Genomic DNA, 23,488 nt, shown 5'->3' on the forward strand with positions numbered 1-23,488 from the left:
GGGCAAGACGGTATCTACGGATGCTCAGTTGCATCACCGCGACCTCACGGGCACACAAATTGCTCACCCTCTCCCCAGCCCAACAGCCGGACGTCGAGCATGCTGCATTCCCACCTCACCACCCTCAACGCGGTTTCCCTGGTTCTGCAGGCCTTCCAGGCCCACGGCCAGGCCGCCGAGGAGCTGCTCGACGGCAGCGGCATCTGCCCAGCCGACCTGGGCCGCGCCGACTCGCGCATCACCACCCACCAGGAAATGCTGGTGTGCGCCAACGCCGTCGCACGGCGCCGTGAAGTCGGCCTGGAACTGGGCCAGCGCATGCACGTTTCCTCCTACGGCATGCTCGGTTACGCCCTGCTCTCCAGTGCCACCTTAGGTGACGCTTTGCGCCTGGCCATGCAATACCCCGCGCTACTGGGAACACTTTTCCACCTGCGCCTGATCGACGACGGGGAGCGGGTCTGGTTCAGCGCCAGCGAATACCACCAGGAGCCGGAGCTTGCAGCCTTCAATGCCGAGTTCTGCCTGACCTCGCTCAAAGTCATCTGCGATGACCTGCTCGGCCAGCCACTGGCCCTGCTGGCCGCCCGCTTCGCCCACCCAACCCCGGATTACCACGCGCTCTACAGCGCCAGCTTCCCCTGCCCGCTGCGCTTCGAAGCCGCCGACAACGCCTTCGCCTTCGACCGCCGCTGGCTCGACCACCCGCTGCCCCTGGCCGACCAGGTCACCCACCGGGCAATGAGCGAGCGCTGCCGCAAACAGAACCTGGAGTTCACCGGCCGCCAGGCCTGGCTGGGGCGCATTCGCCAACTGCTGCTCGAACAGCTCGACGCCGCCCCCGGCCTGGATGGCCTGGCCCGGCAGATGAACTGCTCCTCACGCACCCTGCGCCGCCATTTGCAGGCCATGGGCAGCAGTTATCAACAGCTGCTCGACGAGCTACGCTTTGAACGCGCCAAGCAACTGCTGGGCGAAGACCAGTTACCGATCTACCGGATTGCCGAGCTGCTGGGTTTCAGTGAAACCGCCAGCTTCCGCCACGCGTTCATGCGCTGGAGTGGGGTCGCCCCCAGCCATTTCCGCGCCTGATAGGCTTAGTTGCACCGCCAAGGGGCGAAATGCGGACACGCAGGCTGGCCACATCGATCCCCTTTTGGCCGTTTCCGCCGTTCTGCTTGCCGTGCGTGCCGCCAACAATGGACAGACGCCAGTGAACCTTCCGGAGAACAACAATGCTGACGATCTATTCCGATGACCACCGCCTGCACCACGGCCGCTGCGAGCTGATCGACGGGCAGCTGATGCCCTGCTTCGAAATGCCTTCGCGCGCCGACCACGTTCTGGATCGGGTAAAAACCCGTGAACTGGGCCCGATCAGCGGCCCGACCGATTTTGGCCGTGCGCCCCTGCTGCGCGTGCACAGCGCCGACTACCTGAACTTCTTCGAAGGGGCCTGGGCGCGCTGGGCCGAACTTGGCCATGACGGCGACCTGCTGCCCTTCACCTGGCCAGCACGCACCCTGCGCAGCGTGAAACCGACCGGCCTGCACGGCGAGCTGGGCTATTACAGCTTCGACGCCGGTGCACCGATCACCGCCGGCACCTGGCAGGCCGCCTACAGCGCCGCGCAGGTCGCCCTGACCGCCCAGGCCGCCGTGCAGGCCGGCGCCCACAGCGCCTTTGCCCTGTGCCGCCCGCCGGGGCACCACGCGGCCAGCGATGTCATGGGAGGCTATTGCTACCTGAACAACGCCGCGATTGCTGCCCAGGCCTTCCTCGACCAGGGCCACAAGAAGGTCGCCATCCTCGACGTCGACTACCACCACGGCAACGGCACCCAGGAAATCTTCTACGCGCGCAGCGATGTGTTCTTCGCCTCGATCCATGGCGACCCGCAGGCCGAGTTCCCGTTCTTCCTCGGCTATGCCGACGAAAAAGGTGAAGGCGCAGGCCTGGGCTGCAACATCAACTACCCGCTCGCGGCCGGCAGCGACTGGGCCACCTGGAGCGCGGCCCTGGACGACGCCTGCCAGCGTATCGCCGCCTACGCCCCCGACGTGCTGGTGGTGTCGCTGGGCGTGGACACCTTCAAGGACGACCCGATCTCGCAATTCAAGCTCGACAGCCCGGACTACCTGCTGATGGGCGAACGCATCGCCCGCCTGGGCACGCCGACCCTGTTCGTCATGGAAGGCGGCTATGCGGTGGAAGAAATCGGCATCAACGCCGTGAACGTACTCGAAGGTTTCGAACGCACCCAACAGGAAGCTCAAGCATGACCCGACTCAAGCGTCTGCTCGCCCCGCTGCTGTGTACCAGCCTGCTCGCCGCCGCTAGCCTCCAGGCTGCCGAACAGCGCACGCTGCGTGTGTACAACTGGTTCGACTACATCACCCCGCAAACCCTCACCGACTTCCAGAAGGACTCCCAGGTCAAGCTGATCTACGACATCTTCGACACCAACGAAGCACTGGAAGCCAAGCTGCTCACCGGCAACTCCGGCTACGACGTGGTGGTGCCTTCGAACGTGTTCCTCGCCAAGCAGATCGAGGCCGGGGTATTCCAGCCGCTGGACCGCAGCAAACTGCCGAACTGGCAGCACCTGGACCCCAAGCTGATGAAGCTGATCGAGGCGAACGACCCGGGCAACAAGTTCGCCGTGCCGTACATGTATGGCACCGTGCTGATCGGCTTCAACCCGCAGAAGGTCAAGGCAGTGCTTGGCGACAACGCCCCGGTGGACAGTTGGGACCTGATCTTCAAGGAAGAGAACATCAGCAAGCTCAAGCAGTGCGGCGTGGCCCTGCTCGATTCGCCGTCGGAGATCCTGCCGATTGCCCTGCAATACCTGGGGCTGCCGCCCAACAGCGACAAGCCGGCTGACTACGCGAAAGCCCAAGCGCTGATGATGAAGATCCGCCCAAGCATCACCTACTTCCACTCCTCCAAGTACATGGCCGACATCGCCAATGGCGATATTTGCGTCGCCGTGGGCTACTCCGGCAGCTTCTCCCAGGCAGCCAACCGCGCTGCCGAGGCGAAGAACGGCGTGGTGGTGGACATGCGCCTGCCCAAGGAAGGCGCACCGATCTGGTTCGACATGCTGGCCATCCCCAAAGGCGCGGCCAACCCTGAAGACGCCCACACCTTCATCAACTACCTGCTGCAACCGAAGGTGATCGCGCCGATCAGCGACTTTGTCGGCTACCCGAACCCGAACAAGGACGCCACCGAGCTGGTGACCCCGGCGATCCGCAACAACCCCAACCTGTACCCGACCGAAGAGGCGATGGCCAAGCTCTACACCCTCAAGCCACTGCCGCGTGATGCCGAGCGCGCTCGCACCCGCGCCTGGACCACGATCAAGTCCGGCAAATAAGAGCTACTCGCGCCAGGCCCGCCCCAGGCGTGCCAGCGCATCGGCAATCTCGGCTTCGGCCACGGCGGCGAAGCCGAGCACCAGGCCGGCACGGTTATCCACAGGGGTATCCGAGTCCGGCAGCCAGTAGTCGCTCAGGGCATTGAGCTCTACGCCCACGGCTGTCGCACGGGCGATCAGTTCCTGCTCACGCGCATGGTTATCCACATCGACCTTCAGGTGCAGCCCCGCCGCCACTTCCGGCAGGCTGCCCAGCCCCGCAATGTCCTGCGGCCAGCCCGCCTGCACGGCATTGCGTCGGCTCAGGGCGGCGCGCCGCATGCGCCGGATATGCCGCTGGAAATGCCCCTTGGCCATGAACTGCGCCATGACCGCCTGGGTCCCCACCTCCGAATGGCGCACTGCCAGCGCCCGACACTGGGAAAACGGTTGCACCAGTTGCCGTGGCAACACCAGATAGCCCAGGCGCAGCGCCGGGAAGGCGATCTTGCCGAACGTGCCGACGTACAACACCCGCCCACTGCGGTCGAGCGCGGCCAGAGGCGCCAGCGGTGCGCCGCTGTAACGGTACTCGCCGTCGTAGTCGTCCTCGATGATCCAGCTGCCATTGCGCTCGGCCCAGGCCAGCAGTTCAAGGCGCCGTGCCAGGCTCATGGTGACCCCGGTCGGGTACTGGTGCGAGGGCGTGACATAACTCAGCCGGCAGTTCGCCAAGCCGTTCAAGGCGGCGCAATCCAGCCCGTCGTGATCCACCGCAACGCCCTGCACCGTCGCACCGGTCAGGGCAAAGGCATTACCGGCGGCGCGGTACCCAGGATTTTCCACCGCCACCAGGTCACCCGGCTCCAGTAGCAGCTGTGCACAAAGGCTAATTGCCTGCTGTGCACCACTGGTGATCACAATTTGTTCAGCGGTACAGGCAAGCCCGCGCGAACGGCGCAGGTAAGTGGCGATCAGTTCACGTAGCGGCAACTCACCGGCCGGGTCGCCATAACCGAGCGCGGCTGGGTCCGGGTTGCGCCAGAAACCCGCTTGCAGCTTGGCCCAGACGTCAAAAGGGAACAGATCGAAAGCCGGCAAACCGACCCTGAAAGCCCGTGGGGCGCCCGTTCTGGGTGCAGGCAAATGGTGCTTTTCCAGCCTGCCCAGCGGGCCATTGTGGATAACTTTACTGGATGAATCCTCAGTATTTTCCACTGATTTTGTGGATAACCCTGTGGAAAAACCCAGGGATAACCCTGTGGACAGTTTTGTGGATAATTTTGGTAGCTGGCTTACATAAGTCCCATCGCCCACCCGACTTTCGATGAAGCCTTCGGCGTACAACTGGTCGTAGGCGCGCACCACGCTGTTGCGCGACAGTGCCAGCGCGGCGGCCATGTCACGGCTGGCCGGCAGGCGCGTGCCGCTGCTCAGCCGCCCGTCCAGCACCCGTACGCGCAGCGCCTGATAGAGCTGGCGGCTCAAGCCCTGGCGTCGGTCCAGAACTATCCCGGTAGGGTCGAATGACAAGGTGAAAGGACGCTCGCTCACGGTATTGGACCTATTAAATAAGCCGGAAATGGCTCTTAACATGAGCCAATAGCCTGCCCTAGGATGGGCCCATTGGACAAGGACCACACCACCATGCACATCGCCGCCGCCAACCGCGAAGACGACCTTCAGCGCCTGCACGAACAGATCACTCAAACCCGCCTGGCCATCCTGGTGACCCACAACGAGCAGGGCCTGCAAGCTACTCACCTGCCGGTACTGCTGGACCCGCAGCAAGGTGCCAAAGGCACATTGCTGGGCCACCTGGCGCGGGCCAACAAGCAGTGGCAGGCACTGGCCGAAGGCGCCGAGGCCATGCTGGTGTTCGCCGGTGCCGATGCCTATGTCAGCCCAGGCTTCTACCCGAGCAAGCTGGAAGAACCGAGGACCGTCCCCACCTGGAACTACGTGGCCGTGCACGCCTATGGCCGCGCCGAGGTGTTTCACGATGCCGAACGCCTGCTGGATATCGTCAGCCGCCTGAGCGATCGCCATGAAGCCGGCCGCGCCACGCCCTGGTCGGTGGGCGATGCGCCCGCCGACTATATTGCCAGCATGCTCCGCGCCATCGTCGGCTTCAGCCTACCCATCGAGCGCCTGCAAGGCTCACGCAAACTCAGCCAGAACCGTTCGGCCGTCGATGTCGAAGGCGTGCGTGCGGGCCTGGCGAACAGCCCCGATCCGCTGGACAACCAATTGGCCGCCTTGATGCGCCAACCTTGAAGGAACCTGCCATGCCGACCGTTACGATCCGCCCGGTAACCGCCGACGACCACAGCGCCTGGCTGCCCCTGTGGCAGGCGTATCAACGCTTCTACGAAACCCGCATTGCCGATGAGGTCAGCGCCGTTGCCTGGCAGCGCATGCTCGACGCCAACGAGCCGACCAACGCGGCGCTGGCCTGGGTCGATGGCAAGTCAGTGGGGATGGTTCACTGGATCTACCACCGCTCCAACTGGTCGGTGGAAAACTCCTGCTACCTGCAAGACCTGTATGTCGACGGCAACCAGCGCGGGCTAGGGATTGGCCGGCAGTTGATCGAGCACGTCTACGCTGTGGCCAAGGCCGCTGGCTGCGCCAAGGTGCACTGGTTGACCCACGAGACCAATGCCACGGCCATCACGCTGTATGAGCAAGTAGCCGAGCGGCCAGGTTTCATCCAGTTCCGCAAACCGTTGATTTGAATCCAGGAGCCGACCATGAGCAGCCCACTGAACTGGCACCCGGCCAAAGCCCCCCAGGCGACACCGTTGGTGGGGCGATTCATTCGCCTGGAAAAACTCGACCCACGCCGTGATCGCGAGGATCTCTGGGAGATCTACCAAGGCCCCAGCGCAGACCTGGCACTGTGGGACTACCTGCCCTACGGCCCCTTCGTCGAGCGCGAAGACTTCGACCATTGGCTCGACAGCAACGCGGCCAGCACTGACCCGTTGTTCTACAGCGTGATCGACCTTGCCAGCGGCCAGACCCAGGGCATCCTCAGCCTGATGTCGATCGCGCCGGCCCATGGCCGGATCGAGATCGGCCATATCGCCTTCGGCGGCGCCATGCAGCGCACCCCCAAGGGCAGCGAAGCGGTGTACCTGCTGGGCAAGCTGGCGTTCGCCCTGGGCAATCGGCGCCTGGAATGGAAGTGCAACAATGCCAATGCACGCTCCAAGCGCGCGGCAGAACGGTTTGGCTTCAGCTTCGAGGGGGTGTTCCGCCAACACATGGTGATCAAGGACCACAACCGCGACACGGCCTGGTATTCGATCATGGATGACGAATGGCCGGCGATTGCGGCGGGGTTTGAGCGCTGGCTGGCGGCGGACAATCAGGCGGCTGAGGGGCAGGTGCGTACGCTTGAGGCTTGCCGGGCAGATTGAACCCCACAATCCACTGTGGGAGCTGGCCTTGCCAGCGATTGATTGAGCAGCAATCACAGGATTTTTTGCTGACAGTGAGGGCCTCATCGCCGGCAAGGCCGGCTCCCACAGAGTTTAGAAAACACCCTTCGTAGCACCAGTATGCGGCCATAAAAAAAGGGGGCATACGCCCCCAGAGGTTAACCGCTTGTAGATGAGGGCTGTGTTCAGCCCTCGATCTCGATCAGGATCTCACCCGGGTTGACCCGGTCGCCCTTGGCCACGTGAATCGCGGTGACCTTGCCGGCAATCGCTGCCTGCACTTCGGTCTCCATCTTCATCGCCTCGGTAATCAGCACCGGCTGGCCGGCCTTGACCACATCGCCTTCCTTGACCAGCACATCAACGATGTTGCCCGGCATGGTGGTGCTGACATGGCCCGGCTCGCTGGCCTGCTTGCGCTTGCTGCTGCCACCGCCAACAAACTCGTTCAGCGGCTCGAATACCACCTCTTCCGGCATGCCATCGATAGACAGGTAGAAGTGACGCTTGCCTTCGGCCTTCACCCCAACGCCGGTGATGTCGACGCGGTAGGTTTCGCCGTGCACGTCGATGACGAACTCGGTCGGCACACCCTCACCACCAGCCGACGCCACCGCGCCCGCTTCCGGAATCGGCAGCAGTACTTCCGGGGTCAGGGTGCCGGCTTCACGCTCCTCGAGGAACTTGCGCCCGATGTCCGGGAACATGGCAAAGGTCAGCACGTCTTCTTCCGACTTGGCCAGGTTGCCGATATCGGCACGCAGCTTGGTCATTTCCGGCTTGAGCAAGTCGGCCGGGCGCACATCGATCACCTCTTCGCTGCCGATGGCCTGGCGACGCAGCTGCTCGTTGACCACACCCGGGGCCTTGCCGTAGCCACCTTGCAGGTACAGCTTCACTTCGTTGGTGATGGTCTTGTAGCGCTCGCCGGCCAGCACGTTGAAGAACGCCTGGGTGCCGACGATCTGCGAGGTCGGCGTGACCAGCGGCGGGAAGCCGAGGTCTTCACGCACCCGCGGGATCTCCGCCAGCACTTCGTTCATGCGGTTCAGCGCACCCTGCTCCTTGAGCTGGTTGGCCAGGTTGGAAATCATCCCGCCCGGCACCTGGTTCACTTGCACGCGGGTGTCGACGGCGGTGAATTCGCTTTCGAACTGGTGGTACTTCTTGCGCACGGCGTAGAAGTACAGGCCGATTTCCTGCAACAGCTCCAGGTTCAGGCCGGTGTCGAATTCGCTGCCCTTGAGCGCCGCGACCATCGACTCGGTGCCCGGGTGGCTGGTGCCCCAGGCGAAGCTGGAGATGGCCGTGTCGATATGGTCGGCGCCATTTTCGATGGCCTTGAGCTGGCACATGGCGGCCAGGCCGGCCGTGTCATGGGAGTGGATGAACACCGGCAGCGACTGCTCGGCCTTCAGCGCCTTGACCAGTTGACCAGTGGCGAACGGGGTCAGCAGGCCGGCCATGTCCTTGATCGCGACCGAGTCGCAACCCATGGCTTCCATCTGCTTGGCCTGGGCCACGAAGGCCTCGATGGTGTGCACCGGGCTGGTGGTATAGGCGATGGTGCCCTGGGCGTGCTTGCCGGCAGCCTTCACTGCTTCGATGGCCACGCGCAGGTTGCGCACGTCGTTCATTGCATCAAAGATGCGGAACACGTCGATGCCGTTGACCGCCGCCTTGGCGACGAAGGCCTTGACCACATCGTCGCTGTAATGGCGGTAGCCCAGCAGGTTCTGGCCACGCAGGAGCATCTGCAGGCGGGTATTGGGCAAGGCGGCGCGCAGCTTGCGCAGGCGCTCCCACGGGTCTTCCTTGAGGAAGCGCACGCAGGCATCGAAGGTCGCCCCGCCCCAGACTTCCAGCGACCAGTAGCCGACCTTGTCGAGCTTGTCGCAGATCGGCAGCATGTCGTCGGTGCGCATGCGGGTGGCCAGCAGGGACTGGTGGGCGTCGCGCAGGATTGTGTCGGTTACGAAAATTTTCTTGGACATTATGGGTTCCTCACAGGCCTGCGTGGGCGGCAATGGCGGCGGCGATGGCCAGGGCCAGCTCTTCGGGTTTGCGCTTGATCGAGTAGTTGGTCAGTTCCGGGTGGCTTTCGACGAAGCTGGTGTTGAACTGACCACTGCGGAATTCCGGGTTGCGCAGGATTTCCTGGTAGTACGCGGCGGTGGTCTTCACGCCTTGCAGACGCATGTCGTCCAGGGCCCGCAGGCCACGGTCCATGGCTTCTTCCCAGGTCAACGCCCAGACCACCAGCTTCAGGCACATGGAGTCGTAGAACGGCGGAATGGTGTAGCCGGTGTAGATCGCCGTGTCGGTACGCACGCCCGGGCCGCCGGGGGCGTAGTAGCGAGTGATCTTGCCGAAGCTGGGCAGGAAGTTGTTTTTCGGGTCTTCGGCGTTGATCCGGAACTGCAGGGCAAAGCCACGGTGCTGGATGTCTTCCTGCTTGACCGACAGCGGCAGGCCCGACGCAATGCGGATCTGTTCACGCACGATGTCGATGCCGGTGATTTCTTCGGTGATGGTGTGTTCCACCTGCACCCGGGTGTTCATCTCCATGAAGTACACCTCGCCATCGGCGAGCAGGAACTCCACGGTGCCGGCGTTTTCATAGCCGACCGCCTTGGCTGCACGCACCGACAGGTCGCCAATATAGGCGCGCTGTTCCGGGGTCAGTTGCGGGCTTGGGGCGATCTCGATGAGCTTCTGGTTGCGGCGCTGGATCGAGCAGTCGCGCTCGAACAGGTGCACCACGTTGCCGAAGCTGTCACCGAGGATCTGCGCCTCGATATGCTTGGGATTGACGATGCATTTTTCCAGGAAGACTTCCGCTGAACCAAAGGCCTTGGTGGCTTCGGAAATCACCCGCGGGAAGGCCTGTTCCAGTTCTTCACGGCTGTTGCAGCGACGAATGCCACGGCCGCCCCCCCCCGAGGTGGCCTTGAGCATGACCGGGTAACCGATGCGGTCACCCTCGACCAGGGCCTCATGGATATCGGCAACGTTGCCTTCGGTGCCCGGCGTGACCGGCACACCGGCCTTGATCATGCTGCGACGGGCTTCGGTCTTGTCGCCCATGCGGCGAATGACCTCGGCAGAAGGACCAATGAACTTGATCCCGCGTTCGGCGCAGATGTCCGCCAGCTCGGCGTTTTCCGACAGGAACCCATAACCGGGATGCAGCGCATCACAACCGGTTTCCACCGCCAGGTTGACCAGCTTGCGCGGGTTCAGGTAACCGGCCAGCGGTTCGGCACCAATGCTGTGGGCCTCATCGGCACGCTTGACGTGCAAGGCATGGCGGTCGGCGTCGGAATAGATCGCCACCGAACGGATGCCCATCTCGGCGCAGGCACGCACGATCCGAACTGCAATTTCACCCCGGTTGGCGATCAGGATTTTTTTTATCACTTGGACTCTTCCCAAAGCCGATGGAACAGACGATCCGGCGATGCCGGTCGGCGCGTGACCAGACGTTGCTAGCCAGTCGCACAATCACCCTAGCGCTGTACGTGAATAAATAAAAATCAATATTTGTTAGAGGCACCATTAACAAAAGCTTATAGTGCGGTTACAAGGTATTGCCAGAGCCCGGAAAAAAATGCGTAAGTCATTGATGCGTATGACATTGCGTCAATTGCAGATCTTCAATGAAGTGTGTGATTTACGTTCGTACAGCCGCGCGGCGCAAGAGATGGCGCTGACGCAACCCGCCGTTAGTCTACAGATCCGCCAACTCGAAGAACTGGTCGGTCAGCCGTTGTTCGAGTACGTCGGCAAGAAACTCTACCTCACCGAAGCCGCCGAAGCGCTGCAACGCGCCAGCCGGGACATCTTCGGCCGCCTCGAAAGCCTCGACATGCAGCTCTCGGACATGCAGGGCTCGTTGCAGGGGCAATTGAAGCTGGCGGTGGAGTCGAGCGCCAAATACTTCGTGCCGCACCTGTTTGCCGCGTTCAAGAAGCAGCACCCTGAGGTCAACCTGACGCTCACCGTGGTCAACCGCGCCCAGGCCATCCGCCGTCTCTCCGACAACCGCGACGACCTGATCATCATGTCCATGGTGCCGCAGGACATGGGCCTTGAGTTCCTGCCGTTCCTGAACAACCCGATTGTCGCCGTGGCGCCGCCGGATCACCCGCTGTGCAAACTGGAAAGCCTGCGCCTGCAAGACCTGGAGCCGCATACCCTGCTGGTGCGCGAGCAAGGCTCAGGCACGCGCAAGGCCTGCGAGGAGTACTTCAAGGAAAAGCGCGTGCACTTCACCCAGACGCTGGAGGTGGCGTCTGCCGATGCCCAGCGCGAGTGTGTGATTGCCGGGCTTGGCATCGCCCTGCTGACCCGCCACGCGCTGAACCTGGAGCTGGCAACCGGCATGCTTCGCGAGCTACCCGTGGAGGAGTTGCCGCTGTACCGCAGCTGGTGCGTGGTGCAATCCAAGGCCAAGCGGCAATCGCCGGTGGCCTTGGCGTTCCTTGCGTTCATCCGCAGTGAACGGACGCAGATCAGCGCGCTTGTGGAGCGTTTTTCGGGGACCCTGCCGCCGATACCTGCCACACACTGATGGCTTGCAGGTCGGGGTAGTCGGCGATTTCCAGCAGCAGGCGGCGCTGCTCGGAGTAGGACTCGATCGCGCGGCGGTATTCCATGCGGCGCTGATCTTTTTCATGCTGTTTGCGGGATTTGGCGTTGGGTTGATACGAGCCATCGAATTCACGAGCCATTGCATGTCTCCCTGATCGAGTTCGGGAGTTTCAGCCTGACGATGGAGAATTACGATTTGGCGGCGCGCGGGTGACAAAATGGTGAAACCTTGGTGAGCCTCACCAAGGTTTCAGTCATCCATCGCCTTGATCGACTTGGGCGACAGGCGCAGGCTGCGCAAGCTGCGCTTCACGCTCTTGAGGTGGTTGACCAGGCTCGGGCCACGGGCCATGGCCACGCCCATTGCCAGCACGTCGATCACCACCAGGTGGGCGATACGCGAGGTCAGCGGGGTGTAGATCTCGGTGTCTTCATGCACGTCGATGGCCAGGTTGACCGTCGACAGCTCGGCCAGCGGGGTCTGGCTCGGGCACAGGGTGATCAGGGTAGCGCCGCTCTCACGCACCAGGTTGGCGGTGATCAGCAGGTCCTTGGAGCGCCCCGACTGGGAAATGCAGATGGCCACATCGCCAGGCTTCAGGGTGACCGCCGACATCGCCTGCATGTGCGGGTCGGAATACGCCGCCGCCGTCAGCAACAGGCGGAAGAACTTGTGCTGGGCATCTGCCGCCACTGCACCGGACGCACCGAAACCATAGAACTCGACACGCTGCGCCGAGGCCATGGCCGTGACGGCGCGTTGCAGGGCCTGGGCATCGAGGTGCTCACGCACTTCCATCAGGGTGTGCAGGGTGGTGTCGAAGATCTTCAGGCTGTAGTCGGCAACCGAGTCGTCTTCATGGATGGCGAACTGGCCGAAACTCGCGCCGGCCGCCAGGCTCTGCGCCAGCTTGAGCTTGAGGTCCTGGAACCCGGTACAGCCGATCGCCCGGCAAAAACGCACGATGGTCGGCTCGCTGATCCCGACGCTGTGCGCCAGGTCGGCCATGGAGCTATGCATGACGGCCGCTGGATCAAGCAGTACGTGGTCGGCAACCTTCAGTTCCGACTTGCGTAGCAGATGGCGCGACTGGGCGATGTGTTGCAACAGATTCAAGGGCAGGACTCGGTTATGATCGGCTGACCGGGTTGTAGCTTTCTTGTAGTTATACTACATGACCGGCGACCCGCCCAGCTAAACGAACTAGGAGAGTGGTGGTATTGACTATCCCTTGCGACATTCTGGTCTTCGGCGGGACCGGCGATCTGGCCCTCAACAAACTGCTCCCGGCGCTCTACCACCTGTATCGCGAAGGTCGTCTGCACAACGCCGTGCGCATCGTGGCGCTGGCCCGCAGAAATTTGCCGCGCCTTGCCTTCCTGCAACTGGCAGAACGCCGTTGCCGGGCGCAGATCGCCCGTGCGGACTTTGATGACGACACCTGGGGGCGCTTCTCCACGCGCCTGGACTACTTCCCCATGGACGCCTCGCAAAGCGCCGACTTCGGCCGCCTGGCACGCTTTCTCGGCGAGCCGGGCGGGCTGACACGGGTCTACTACCTGGCCACCGCACCCAACCTGTTCGTGCCCATCGCCACCCACCTGCAGGTGGCCGGCCTGGTCGACAGCGAAGCGCGCATCGTGCTGGAAAAGCCCATCGGCCAGTCGCTCGAGTCCGCCACCGCGATCAACAGCGCAATTGGCGCGGTGTTCGCGGAACCCCAGGTGTTTCGCATCGACCACTACCTGGGCAAGGAGACCGTGCAGAACCTGATGGCCCTGCGCTTTGCCAACGCCCTGCTGGAGCCGGTGTGGCGCGGCAACCAGATCGATCACGTGCAGATCAGCGTCTGTGAAACCCTCGGCGTGGAAAACCGTGGCAGCTACTACGACCGTGCCGGCGCCACCCGCGACATGCTGCAAAACCACCTGCTGCAACTGCTCTGCCTGGTGGCGATGGAGCCCCCGGCGCAGTTCGAGGCCGAGGCGGTACGCGATGAGAAGGTCAAGATCCTGCGGGCGCTCAAGCCCATCACCGGCCAGGACGTGCAGGACCGCACAGTGCGCGGCCAATACAGCGCCGGGAAGATCGGCGGGCAGGAAGTGCCGGCCTACTATTTCGAGAAAGATGTCGACAACGACAGCGATACCGAGACCTTCGTCGCCGTTGAAGCGCATATCAACAATTGGCGTTGGGCCGGTGTGCCGTTCTACCTGCGCACCGGCAAGCGCCTGGCGAAAAAGTCGTCACAGATCGTCATCCAGTTCAAGCCGGTGCCCCATCGCCTGTTCGAGGGCGACCGGGCCAACCAGTTGCTGATCCAGCTGCAGCCCGATGAGCGTATCAGCCTGCAGATGATGACCAAGACGCCCGGCAAGGGCATGCACCTGGAACCGGTCGAGCTGAACCTGAACCTGGCCCAGGTGTTTGGCCAGACCCGCCGCTGGGATGCCTACGAACGCTTGTTGCTGGATGTGCTGGAAGGCGACTCGACACTGTTCATGCGCCGTGACGAAGTGGAAGCGGCCTGGGCCTGGATCGATCCGATCATCAATGGCTGGCAGGAGCACTTCCAGGCGCCACGGCCCTACCCCGCTGGCTCCAACGGCCCGGACCAGGCCCACAGCCTGCTCGCTCACCAAGGACGCAGTTGGCACGGCTGAACCGCTTCCCGATGCCATCCTGACCTGTCGCGGCCAACACTGAAGCGGCTCCACACCCTTCAGCGTCAACTACGACAAGGATCAACAAATGCACATTGAAGCAAAAAACTGGATTGCCCAGAACGACCGCATGCCGGGCCCTGATGGCGGCAAATTCCGCGTGTATGGCACCCTCACGGTTGGCCATTCAGGTTTCGTCCCCAGCCTGGTCAAGTGCGACAAACACAGCACTGCATCGACCCTGGCCCTGGACATTACCGTGGAAAAACTGGAAGGCGTGTTCCTCCAGGCCGTTGTAGACAAGGCGGTCAGTTTCTCGGTGTCCGAGGCCTGCGACAGCATCGAGAGCGTGGAAATCTACTACCAGGATCAACTGCTAAGCACCATCGACAACATCCTGGTCACGCACTAAGGCTGAGGGAGCCTTCCGTTACCAGGAAGGCTCCTGCTCCAGCAAACTGGCCAACTTGCCCGCCTCCACCGGCCGACTGATCAGGTAGCCCTGCACTTCGTCACAGCCGTTTTCACGCAGGAACGCCAGCTGCTCGCTGGTTTCCACCCCTTCGGCAACTACCTTCAGGTCCAGGCTGTGGGCCATGACGATGATCGCCCGGGTGATCGCCGCGTCTTCGCTGCCCTCCTCCAGGCCGCGGATGAAGGTCTGGTCGATCTTCACGTAGTTCACCGGGAAGCGCTTGAGGTAGCTCAGCGAGGAATAGCCGGTGCCGAAGTCATCGATGGCCAGCTTCACACCCAGGTCATGCAACTGGCGGAACGTCGCGATGATGTGCTCGACGCTGTCCAGCAGCTGGCTCTCGGTCAGTTCCAGCTCCAGCAGGTGCGGCTCCAGCCCGCTTTCCTCCAGCACCTGACGCACCAGGCTGACCAGCTTGCCCTGGCGCAACTGATAGACCGACAGGTTCACCGACACACGGATCGGCGCCAGCCCCTGGCGCTGCCACTCGCGCGCCTGCCAGCAGGCCTGGCGCAGGACGAACTCGCCCATCGGTGCGATCAGCCCGGTCTCCTCGGCAAGGCCGATGAAATCCCCCGGCGGCACCATGCCCCATTGCGGGTGACGCCAACGGACCAGCGCCTCTGCGGCATTCAGCCGGCCTGTGGCCAGGCACAGTTTGGGCTGGTAGTGGACCTCCAGCTGGCGCTCCTCGATGGCCTTGCGCAACTGGTTCTCCAGTTGCAGGCGTTCCAGGGTGCTGGCTTGCAGGCTTTCGGTATAGAACTGGAAGTTGTCGCCGCCCAGGTGCTTGGCGTGCTGCATGGCCATGTTGGCCTGGCTGACCAGGGCATTCAGGTCCAGGGTGATTTCCGACAGCAGGCTGATCCCCACCGAAGCGCTGATCACCAGCTCATGCCCCTCGACGCGCAACGGCACGCGCAGCTTTTCCAGCAAGCGCGTGGTCACCCGCACCAGGCTCGAGAGGTTGCTGTAGCCATCGAACAGCACCACGAATTCGTCACCGGACAAGCGCGCCACGGTATCGGACTCCGGTACCGCGTTGGCAATGCGCTGGGCCATCTGCTTGAGCAACTGGTCGGCAATTTCGTGGCCGAGGCTGTCGTTGAGCAGCTTGAAACGGTCCAGGTCGATATGCAGCAAGGCCAGGCTGCGCCCGCTGGTGCGTACGCGCTGGCCGGCTTCATACAGGCGCAGGCGGAACAAGGCGCGGTTGGCCAGCCCGGTCAGCTCGTCGTAGTGCGCCAGGTAGCGCAGGCGCTCTTCAGATTCGCGCCTTTGCGACAGATCGCTGAAGAAGCCAACAATATTGCTGATGTTGCCCCGCGCATCGCGCACGCCATTGAGCTGCAGCGACTGCGGGTAGAGTTCGCCATCCTTGCGCGCCTCGACCAGCTCGCCCTGCCAGCTGCCATGCAAGTCCAGCGCTTGGTCGATGGCCGCCGCGTGCCGCCGGGCATCGCGGCTGCAAGGTAGCTCCAGCACCGTGTGCGCCAGCAGTTCATCGCGGGTGTAGCCGGTGATCTGGCAGAACGCCTGGTTGACCGCCAGCAGGCTGTAGTCCGGATCAAGAATGGCAATGCCTTCGCTGGCCGCTTCGAACACCGTCGCCGCCAGGCGCTGCTGTTCTTCCTGTGCCTTGCTGGCGCTGATGTCCCGCCGGGTACCGAGCATGCGCACCACGCGGCCGTCATCATCCCGCTCTACTGCGCGCCCGCGGTCTTCGATCCAGCACCAGTGGCCGAGGTTGTGGCGCACGCGGTACTCGATGCGGTAATCCTCGGTACGCCCCTTCAAATGCTCGACCAGAGTGCGCTTGAGCGCTGGCAGGTCGTCCGGGTGCAGGCGCGGCTTGAGGTCGGCGAGCATCGCCCGGACCTGCTCCGGGTCCAGCCCGAACAGCTCATGCAGTTGCGTGTGATGGATTTCGTCGGTTTGCAGGTTCCAGTCCCAGAGCCCCAGTTCACTGGCTTCAAGTGCCAGCGCCAGGCGCTCTTCGCTCTTGCTCAGGGCCTGGTTGGCCTGGTCCAGTTCCTGGCTGCGCTCGGCAACCCGTTCTTCCAGGCCCACTTGCGCCTCACGCAACTGGCCCTCGATCAGCCGACGCTGCTCCACTTCTCCGGCCAGCGCCTGATTCAGCCGTTCGCTACGGGTATGCGCGGCTTGCAGGTGCTCGATCAGCGCCTGGTTCTGGAAGCGCCGCAGCAGACCATTCTCGATCACCCGGTTGACCTGCCAGGCCACCACCAGCAAGGCGCCAAGCAGGATCAGCCCGAGCCAGCCCCAGCCCTGTTGCTGGGCGTCGCCACTCCAGAACAGGAAGGCGATGGGTGGTACCAGGCAAGGCAAGGTGAAACTGAGAAACGCCGGCAGGCTGACGGCATAGGCCACGCTGGCGGAAAGCGTGGCGGCGCCCAACAGGCCGAACACCCAGGCCTGCTGGACGAAATCATCCACCGGCACCAGGGCGATCGCCGCACTGGCCAGGGTCAGGCCACTGAAAGCCGAGCCGATCAGGAACATTCGCCACCAGGTGGGCCGGGCCTGGCGGTCGGGCATGGCGGCATCGAACGCCGCCACCTGGATCACCCGCAGGGCGACCAGCGCCATCAACCACACCACCCAGACGCTGACCAGCAGGTAACGTTGCGGGCTCCATAACAACCACGCGCAGACCAGCCCGTTCAGCAACATGAACAGGGTGGGCAGCAATGAGCCCTGATACAGCAGGCGTGTGCGTTCGACGGCCAGTTGCGTGGCGAACTGTCGGCGGATACCCCGACGCGCATCCAGAGGGGCGCTGACAGGGCCGGAAAGGAGTGTCATAGGCAATGTTCTTGTAATGGTGAGCCTTAAACGTGCACGGAGCATACACAAGCAGAGGCATCTGCCAAACTGCTCTGGATCATAATTCTGCATCGAATTTTCGCCCTGCGCTTTGCGTGTGAAGCGCTCAAGCACGCGGGCCAAGGCTTGCGGCCGATGACCGGTCAGTCGTCGCCGGCAGGTTTTTTGATTACGGGTTTGCCCCTGACTCCTTCGCACCCCTAAAATGGCCGGATGCGCGATGATCTCTCCCTCCTGTTGAACTCCCTCAACGACGCCCAACGTCAGGCCGTAGCGGCCCCGGTTGGCCGTCAGTTGGTCCTGGCCGGTGCTGGCTCCGGTAAAACCCGAGTGCTGGTGCACCGTATCGCCTGGTTGATCCAGGTGGTGCAGGCCTCGCCCCATTCGATCCTGTCGGTGACCTTCACCAACAAGGCTGCCGCCGAGATGCGCCAGCGGATCGAGCAGTTGATGGGGATCAACCCCGCCGGCATGTGGGTGGGCACCTTCCACGGCCTGGCGCACCGCCTGTTGCGGGCGCACTGGCAGGAAGCCGGGCTCAGCCAGCATTTCCAGATCCTCGACAGCGACGACCAGCAACGCCTGGTCAAGCGGGTCATCCGCGAGCTGGGCCTGGACGAACAGCGTTGGCCAGTGCGCCAGGCGCAGTGGTTTATCAATGGGCAGAAGGACGAAGGCCTGCGCCCGCAGCATATCCAGGCCAGTGGCGACCTGTTCCTGGGCACCATGCGCAGCATCTATGAAGCCTACGAGGCAGCCTGCCAGCGCGCTGGCGTGATCGACTTCTCCGAACTGCTGCTGCGCGCACTGGATCTGTGGCGCGACCACCCCGGCCTGCTCGAACACTACCAGCGGCGCTTCCGCCACGTGCTGGTGGACGAGTTCCAGGACACCAACGCCGTGCAGTACGCCTGGTTGCGCCTGCTGGCCAAGGGCGGTGACAGCCTGATGGTGGTGGGCGACGACGACCAGTCGATCTACGGCTGGCGCGGGGCGAAAATCGAGAACATCCACCAGTACAGCGCCGACTTCCCGGACGCCGAGATGATCCGCCTGGAGCAGAACTACCGCTCCACCGCCGGCATCCTCAAGGCGGCCAACGCCTTGATCGCCAACAACAGCGATCGCCTGGGCAAGGAGCTGTGGACCGACGGCGGCGAAGGCGAGCCACTGAGCCTGTACGCCGCCTTCAACGAACACGATGAAGCCCGCTACGTGGTCGAGACCATCGAGAGCGCGCTCAAGACCGGCCTGGCCCGCAGCGACATCGCCATCCTCTATCGCTCCAACGCCCAGTCGCGAGTGCTGGAAGAGGCCCTGCTGCGCGAGCGTATCCCGTACCGCATCTATGGCGGCCAGCGCTTCTTCGAGCGCGCCGAGATCAAGAACGCCATGGCCTACCTGCGTTTGCTGGAAGGCCGCGGCAACGACGCTGCGCTGGAGCGGGTAATCAATGTGCCGCCACGCGGCATTGGCGAGAAAACCGTCGAAGCGATCCGCGACCACGCCCGTCACGCCCAGGTCTCGATGTGGGAGTCAATGAGCCAGTTGATCGCCAACAAGGGCCTCAAGGGACGTGCGGCAGGTGCGCTGAGCGCGTTTATCGAGTTGATCGAGAACCTTGCCGCCAAGGTGCTCGACATGCCGCTGCACCTGATGACCCAGACAGTCATCGAGCAGTCCGGGCTGATCATCTATCACCAGGAAGAAAAGGGTGAAAAGGGCCAGGCACGGGTAGAAAACCTTGAGGAACTGGTCAGCGCTGCGCGCAACTTCGAGAACAGCGAAGAAGACCAGGAGCTCTCGCCGCTCGCGGCGTTCCTCGGCCACGCCTCGCTGGAAGCCGGCGACGCCCAGGCCGACGAGCATGAAGACAGCATCCAGCTGATGACCCTGCACAGCGCCAAGGGCCTGGAATTCCCCCACGTGTTCCTGGTGGGCATGGAAGAAGGCCTGTTCCCGCACAAGATGAGCCTGGAAGAACCCGGCCGTCTGGCCGAGGAACGTCGCCTGGCCTATGTGGGCATTACCCGGGCGATGCAGAACCTGGTGATGACCTACGCCGAGACCCGTCGTTTATATGGCAGCGAGACCTACAACAAGGTGTCGCGCTTCGTGCGCGAAATTCCGGCCGGCCTGATACAGGAAGTGCGCCTGTCCAACAGCGTGAGCCGTCCGTATGGTTCGGGGCAGAAGCAGAACTCCAGCAGCCTGTTTGGCGGTGCCAATATTCCCGAGACGGCGTTCAACCTGGGCCAGCATGTTTCCCATGCGGTGTTTGGCGAGGGCGTGATCCTCAACTTCGAGGGTGCCGGGGCGCAGGCGCGGGTGCAGGTGAACTTTGCCGAGGGCAGCAAATGGCTGATGCTCGGCTACGCCAAGCTTGAGGCACTGTAAGCACACCTCTTAACCACCTGTGGGAGCGGGCTGGTCCCGCGATCGAGCGCAAAGCGCTCGTTGCCTTTACTGGCCGAGCCCGCTCCCACAGCGCGCGCCTGCACACAAACCAGGCAAAAGATGGAAACATCTTGTCGCTGGCCATGTGTCCTACAACCTGTGCACCATGGCGCGCGTGCAATCCACAAAATGGGAATTCCCTTCTATGCAACGTTTTCTTAGCATCGCCCTGGCGCTGTGCATCGGCCTGACGATGAGCATCGACGCTAATGCCAAACGCTTCGGCGGTGGCAAGAGCTCGGGTGCCGCGCCAACTCACCAGACCCGCCAGGCTACGCCTGCAACCCCAGGTGCCACCCCAACCGCTCCAGGCCGTGCGCCTGCCGCCAGCGGTGCCTCGAAGTGGCTCGGCCCGTTGGCCGGTATCGCCGCCGGTGGCCTGCTCGCCTCCATGTTCATGGGCGACGGCTTCCAGGGCATGCAGATCTTCGACATGCTGATCATGGCGGTTATCGCCTTCCTGATCTTCCGCTTCATCGCCGCCCGTCGCCGCAAGCAGCAGCCACAAATGGCCGCCGCCGGTGGTGCACCGATGCAGCGTGAAGCCTTCCAGCAGCCTGCCCAACCGTCGATCTTCGGTGGCTCCGCAGCCCCTGCTGCCAGCGCCCGCCCAGTGATCAACGCACCGGCCTGGTTCAACGAGCAAAGCTTCCTGGCTGCCGCCCGTAGCCACTTCCAGTCGCTGCAGCAGCACTGGGATGCCAACGAAATGGACAAGATCGAAGAGTTCGTTACCCCGCAAATGCTGCAGTTCCTGAAACAGGAACGCGCTGCACTGGGTGATGGCTTCCAGGCCACCTACATCGACGACCTGAACGTGCAGCTTGAAGGCGTTGATGATCGTAGCGACAAGACCATGGCCACCCTGACCTTCACCGGTGTCTCGAAGACCTCGCGCTTCGACCAGGGCGAAGTGTTCAGCGAAAGCTGGAACATGGAGCGTGCTCCTGGCGAAAACCAGCCTTGGCTGGTCGCCGGTATCCGCCAAAACGGCTGATCTTGAGGCATTGCACAAAAAAACCCCGGGCCTGTCCCGGGGTTTTGCTTTTAGCGCAGTGCCCTACTAGGGTATAACGCGCAGCGTGTCGAAAAGGTTAGAGGATAGAACTGTGGAAGAAGTCATCGAGCAACTCCGTGAAGCCAACGAACCGGTCCCCGTGCCGCTCGAACTGCCTGATGAAGATCAGCTGGTCGAGGTCGAAGAAGAGTTGTTCATCAACATTCCGTTCGTCTTCAAGGAGTTCCTGCTCACGGTCAGCGATGTGGTCTATGGCACCCTTGAACCGGTCACCATCACCGACCCGCAGTCGCACACCTACCTGCCGGAGGTCGCTGCCAACGCCTGGGACGCCGGCGTGCCACGCGACCTGATCCCGATCTGCCAGGACGGTGACGACTACTACTGCGTCGAGGAAGACGGCACCGTGGTGCTGTGGTCCGCCGAAGAAGAACTGGTCACCGAAGAAAGCTGGGAATCGGTATGGCACTGGGCCCGCGACGTCTGGCTGGAAAGCTGATCGGGCACAGCACGACAAAATGATAGCTCCTAGCCATCATTGTTCGTAGAATCGCCGTGCATTCCTGCACGGCGACGTCGCTACCGCTCCATCCCCTCGGACATACGACCCGCTCGTGCAGGAGCGCATCACCCTCAGTGGTGATGCTCCTTCTGGTTGTCCAGCGTCTCCAGCAAAGCGATCTGCATGCGCGTGTGCACCCGCACGAACCAGCGCCAGAGCAACGCCACCACACCCGCCGCCACCACCGCGATCACCAGCAGCAGCTCGTTGGTCGGCAGGATGCTCGCCGACAACGCCGACAGCAGCAGGAAAATCACCAGCAGCGACAACAGCGGGATCACCTCGGCGATCACCCGCCTCAGCCGCTGGGTATGCCGCCCGGCCATCTCCGGCTTGACCCCCATCTCCGCCAGCAGCATCGACAGGGCCTTGAGCTTGCGATACGCGGCAATCAGGAAGGGCAGCGACAGCAACAGCGCCGCGCCCCAGATCAGCGCCTTCTGCTGGGCGACGTCGCTGATCCATTCGCTCAGGTAGGTGCCGATGCGCGCGGCGAAATAGCCACCGCTGAAGAAGATCGCCACCACCAAGGCCAGGTTGACCCCCACTTGCAGCAGGATCCGCCGGATCATCGAGGCCAGCATGGCGCTCTCGCCTTGCGGCTGGATGCTGCGCAACCACTCTCCGTACAGCGACAGCACACGCGCCAGGCGCCCGGGCACGACCTTGGCCAGCTTGAGTGACAGCGGGTCGGCCGCACGAATCAGGTAGGGGGTCAGTAGCGTGGTGATCGCCGAAACGGCCACGGCCACCGGGTAAAGGAAGGTACTGGTGACCTGCAGGGTCATGCCCAGTGCCGCGATGATGAAGGAAAACTCGCCAATCTGTGAAAGGCCCATCCCGACCCGCAGCGAGGTACGCCCGTCATTGCCGGCGATAAAGGCGCCGAGGCCGCAGGAGATCATCTTGCCGAGCACCACGGCGATGGTGATGACCACGATCGGCCAGGCATATTCGAGCAGCACGCTCGGGTCGATCATCAAGCCGATGGCGACGAAGAAGATCGCACTGAACAAGTCGCGCACCGGCTCGATCAGCCGCTCGATCTTCAGCAACTGGCGCGACTCGGCCATGATCGCGCCGATCAGGAAGGCGCCCAGGACCATGCTGTATTCCAGTTTGACCACTAGCAGGCAGAAGCCGAAGCACAGGCCCAGCACGGTGATCAGCAGCATCTCGTTGCTTTCGAATTTCGCCACGTAGGCCAGCAGCCGTGGCACCAGCAGGATGCCGATGACCAGCGCAACGATCATGAACAGCGACAGCTTGCCGACGGTGGAGAACACTTCGCCGGAGCTGACCGAGCCGCTGACGGCAATGCCCGAGAGCAAGGCAATGATGCCGATGCCGAGAATATCCTCGACGATCAGCACGCCGAAGATCAGCTGGGCGAAACGCTCGTTCTTCATTTTCAGGTCATTGAGCGCCTTGACGATGATGGTGGTCGAGGAGATCGCCAGGATCGCGCCGAGGAACAGCGAGTCCATGGTGCTCCATTCGAACCAGCGGCCGATCTCGAAACCAATCCAGATCATCAGGACGATTTCCAGGAACGCCGCGATGAACGCCGTGGCCCCGACCTTGAACAGCTTGCGCAGGCTGAACTCCAGGCCCAGGCAGAACATCAGGAAGATCACCCCCAGCTCAGCGAGGGTCTTGATCGTGTCTTCGTCGTGGATCAGGCCGAAAGGCGGGGTGTGCGGGCCGATGATGAAGCCGGCAAGGATGTAGCCCAGCACCACGGGCTGCTTGAAGCGATGAAAGAGGATGGTCACCACACCGGCAATGAGCATGATCACCGCCAGGTCCTGAATAAAACTGATGGCATGCATGGTGTGTACCTCCTTGTGTCGCGACAAAGAACGAACCGCCACTCAGCAGAAATCGTGCTGGTTGAACGGCAGGTGATTAGTCTTTCACTATTGGCAGCCCACATTGCATGGGTGCCCCGAGGTTAACACCGTCACCTCTGGCGAAAAGGCGGTGCAATATGTAGAAACAGATCGACCATTTCGACGCCAGGAATGGCATGAAGGGCGTGACGGCAATGCCGCCGTCAGCGTCC

The 23,488-nt window shown here is 62.8% G+C and carries 19 protein-coding genes; 12 read left to right on the plus strand and 7 right to left on the minus strand.

Features of this window, described 5'->3' with window-relative positions; all coding sequences use genetic code 11:
• Nucleotides 1–99: 99 nt before the first annotated feature.
• From M5G11_RS00910 to M5G11_RS00920, 3 genes are all read left to right on the plus strand, one after another.
• Nucleotides 100–1,092, plus strand: a complete 993-nt coding sequence (locus M5G11_RS00910) for an AraC family transcriptional regulator (RefSeq protein WP_273912374.1) — start codon at nt 100–102, stop codon at nt 1,090–1,092.
• Between the two features lie 143 nt (nt 1,093–1,235).
• Entirely contained in the window at nt 1,236–2,282 is a 1,047-nt protein-coding gene (locus tag M5G11_RS00915) for a histone deacetylase family protein (RefSeq protein WP_273912376.1), read from the plus strand.
• On the plus strand, nt 2,279–3,382 hold the full coding sequence (locus M5G11_RS00920) for a polyamine ABC transporter substrate-binding protein (RefSeq protein WP_273912377.1): 1,104 nt from the start codon (nt 2,279–2,281) through the stop codon (nt 3,380–3,382). The genes M5G11_RS00915 and M5G11_RS00920 overlap by 4 nt, the downstream gene beginning before the upstream one ends.
• Nucleotides 3,383–3,385: 3 nt before the next feature.
• Here the strand turns inward: M5G11_RS00920 and pdxR are convergent, their stop codons facing one another.
• Nucleotides 3,386–4,915, minus strand: a complete 1,530-nt coding sequence (gene pdxR / locus M5G11_RS00925; protein WP_273912378.1) for a MocR-like pyridoxine biosynthesis transcription factor PdxR — start codon at nt 4,913–4,915, stop codon at nt 3,386–3,388.
• A gap of 93 nt (nt 4,916–5,008) precedes the next feature.
• Here pdxR and M5G11_RS00930 point away from each other — a divergent pair, with 93 nt between their 5' ends.
• Genes M5G11_RS00930 through M5G11_RS00940 form a run of 3 tightly spaced genes read left to right on the plus strand, consistent with a single transcriptional unit; the run spans nt 5,009 to nt 6,786 of the window.
• Complete coding sequence (locus M5G11_RS00930) at nt 5,009–5,638, plus strand: FMN-binding negative transcriptional regulator (RefSeq protein WP_273912431.1); 630 nt, start codon at nt 5,009–5,011, stop codon at nt 5,636–5,638.
• A gap of 11 nt (nt 5,639–5,649) precedes the next feature.
• Nucleotides 5,650–6,099, plus strand: a complete 450-nt coding sequence (locus M5G11_RS00935; protein ID WP_273912379.1) for a GNAT family N-acetyltransferase — start codon at nt 5,650–5,652, stop codon at nt 6,097–6,099.
• A gap of 15 nt (nt 6,100–6,114) precedes the next feature.
• Nucleotides 6,115–6,786, plus strand: a complete 672-nt coding sequence (locus M5G11_RS00940; RefSeq protein WP_273912380.1) for a GNAT family N-acetyltransferase — start codon at nt 6,115–6,117, stop codon at nt 6,784–6,786.
• Between the two features lie 206 nt (nt 6,787–6,992).
• On the opposite strand, the gene oadA is transcribed toward M5G11_RS00940, so the two are convergent.
• Nucleotides 6,993–8,801, minus strand: coding sequence for a sodium-extruding oxaloacetate decarboxylase subunit alpha (oadA, locus tag M5G11_RS00945; protein WP_273912381.1), 1,809 nt, complete (start codon nt 8,799–8,801; stop codon nt 6,993–6,995).
• A 10-nt stretch (nt 8,802–8,811) separates the two neighbouring features.
• Nucleotides 8,812–10,227, minus strand: a complete 1,416-nt coding sequence (locus tag M5G11_RS00950) for an acetyl-CoA carboxylase biotin carboxylase subunit (RefSeq protein WP_273912382.1) — start codon at nt 10,225–10,227, stop codon at nt 8,812–8,814.
• A 190-nt stretch (nt 10,228–10,417) separates the two neighbouring features.
• On the opposite strand from M5G11_RS00950, the gene M5G11_RS00955 reads away from it, so the two are divergent.
• Complete coding sequence (locus tag M5G11_RS00955; RefSeq protein WP_273912383.1) at nt 10,418–11,380, plus strand: LysR family transcriptional regulator; 963 nt, start codon at nt 10,418–10,420, stop codon at nt 11,378–11,380.
• On the opposite strand, the gene M5G11_RS00960 is transcribed toward M5G11_RS00955, so the two are convergent.
• Together M5G11_RS00960 and hexR are read right to left on the minus strand one after the other, a co-directional pair.
• Nucleotides 11,322–11,540 (minus strand): PA3496 family putative envelope integrity protein, encoded by a 219-nt coding sequence (locus tag M5G11_RS00960; protein WP_273912384.1) that lies wholly within the window; start codon nt 11,538–11,540, stop codon nt 11,322–11,324. The genes M5G11_RS00955 and M5G11_RS00960 overlap by 59 nt on opposite strands.
• A 110-nt stretch (nt 11,541–11,650) precedes the next feature.
• Complete coding sequence (gene hexR, locus M5G11_RS00965; RefSeq protein ID WP_273912385.1) at nt 11,651–12,517, minus strand: transcriptional regulator HexR; 867 nt, start codon at nt 12,515–12,517, stop codon at nt 11,651–11,653.
• 104 nt (nt 12,518–12,621) lie between these two features.
• Between hexR and zwf the strand changes: the two genes are divergently transcribed.
• Together zwf and M5G11_RS00975 are read left to right on the plus strand one after the other, a co-directional pair.
• A complete protein-coding gene (gene zwf, locus M5G11_RS00970; protein WP_273912386.1) occupies nt 12,622–14,064 on the plus strand; it encodes a glucose-6-phosphate dehydrogenase in 1,443 nt (480 codons plus the stop codon).
• Between the two features lie 88 nt (nt 14,065–14,152).
• The gene (locus tag M5G11_RS00975; RefSeq protein WP_273912387.1) at nt 14,153–14,476 is read left to right on the plus strand and encodes a hypothetical protein; all 324 of its coding nucleotides are present in this window, start codon (nt 14,153–14,155) and stop codon (nt 14,474–14,476) included.
• 18 nt (nt 14,477–14,494) lie between these two features.
• On the opposite strand, the gene M5G11_RS00980 is transcribed toward M5G11_RS00975, so the two are convergent.
• Nucleotides 14,495–17,365 (minus strand): putative bifunctional diguanylate cyclase/phosphodiesterase, encoded by a 2,871-nt coding sequence (locus M5G11_RS00980; RefSeq protein ID WP_273912388.1) that lies wholly within the window; start codon nt 17,363–17,365, stop codon nt 14,495–14,497.
• 234 nt (nt 17,366–17,599) lie between these two features.
• On the opposite strand from M5G11_RS00980, the gene uvrD reads away from it, so the two are divergent.
• The 3 genes from uvrD (at nt 17,600) to M5G11_RS00995 (ending at nt 21,360) form a co-directional block, all read left to right on the plus strand.
• Nucleotides 17,600–19,783: a DNA helicase II gene (uvrD, locus tag M5G11_RS00985; protein WP_273912389.1), complete on the plus strand. Its 2,184-nt coding sequence runs from the start codon at nt 17,600–17,602 to the stop codon at nt 19,781–19,783.
• A gap of 205 nt (nt 19,784–19,988) precedes the next feature.
• Nucleotides 19,989–20,840, plus strand: a complete 852-nt coding sequence (locus M5G11_RS00990) for a Tim44 domain-containing protein (RefSeq protein WP_273912390.1) — start codon at nt 19,989–19,991, stop codon at nt 20,838–20,840.
• Nucleotides 20,841–20,952: 112 nt separating this feature from the next.
• Entirely contained in the window at nt 20,953–21,360 is a 408-nt protein-coding gene (locus tag M5G11_RS00995) for an SMI1/KNR4 family protein (protein WP_273912391.1), read from the plus strand.
• Between the two features lie 134 nt (nt 21,361–21,494).
• Here M5G11_RS00995 and M5G11_RS01000 read toward each other — a convergent pair whose 3' ends face one another.
• Nucleotides 21,495–23,255 (minus strand): cation:proton antiporter, encoded by a 1,761-nt coding sequence (locus M5G11_RS01000; protein WP_273912392.1) that lies wholly within the window; start codon nt 23,253–23,255, stop codon nt 21,495–21,497.
• Nucleotides 23,256–23,488 lie beyond the last annotated feature (233 nt).

The sequence above is a fragment of the Pseudomonas fontis genome (assembly GCF_028656955.1).
Lineage (GTDB): Bacteria > Pseudomonadota > Gammaproteobacteria > Pseudomonadales > Pseudomonadaceae > Aquipseudomonas > Aquipseudomonas fontis.

Coding starts and splice junctions, on each gene's coding strand:
- M5G11_RS00910 (WP_273912374.1), top strand. CDS start 100: ATGCTGCATTCCCACCTCACCACCCTCAACGCGGTTTCCCTGGTTCTG.
- M5G11_RS00915 (WP_273912376.1), top strand. CDS start 1,236: ATGCTGACGATCTATTCCGATGACCACCGCCTGCACCACGGCCGCTGC.
- M5G11_RS00920 (WP_273912377.1), top strand. CDS start 2,279: ATGACCCGACTCAAGCGTCTGCTCGCCCCGCTGCTGTGTACCAGCCTG.
- M5G11_RS00930 (WP_273912431.1), top strand. CDS start 5,009: ATGCACATCGCCGCCGCCAACCGCGAAGACGACCTTCAGCGCCTGCAC.
- M5G11_RS00935 (WP_273912379.1), top strand. CDS start 5,650: ATGCCGACCGTTACGATCCGCCCGGTAACCGCCGACGACCACAGCGCC.
- M5G11_RS00940 (WP_273912380.1), top strand. CDS start 6,115: ATGAGCAGCCCACTGAACTGGCACCCGGCCAAAGCCCCCCAGGCGACA.
- oadA (WP_273912381.1), bottom strand. CDS start 8,801: ATGTCCAAGAAAATTTTCGTAACCGACACAATCCTGCGCGACGCCCAC.
- M5G11_RS00955 (WP_273912383.1), top strand. CDS start 10,418: ATGCGTAAGTCATTGATGCGTATGACATTGCGTCAATTGCAGATCTTC.
- M5G11_RS00960 (WP_273912384.1), bottom strand. CDS start 11,540: ATGGCTCGTGAATTCGATGGCTCGTATCAACCCAACGCCAAATCCCGC.
- M5G11_RS00975 (WP_273912387.1), top strand. CDS start 14,153: ATGCACATTGAAGCAAAAAACTGGATTGCCCAGAACGACCGCATGCCG.
- M5G11_RS00980 (WP_273912388.1), bottom strand. CDS start 17,365: ATGACACTCCTTTCCGGCCCTGTCAGCGCCCCTCTGGATGCGCGTCGG.
- uvrD (WP_273912389.1), top strand. CDS start 17,600: ATGCGCGATGATCTCTCCCTCCTGTTGAACTCCCTCAACGACGCCCAA.
- M5G11_RS00990 (WP_273912390.1), top strand. CDS start 19,989: ATGCAACGTTTTCTTAGCATCGCCCTGGCGCTGTGCATCGGCCTGACG.
- M5G11_RS01000 (WP_273912392.1), bottom strand. CDS start 23,255: ATGCATGCCATCAGTTTTATTCAGGACCTGGCGGTGATCATGCTCATT.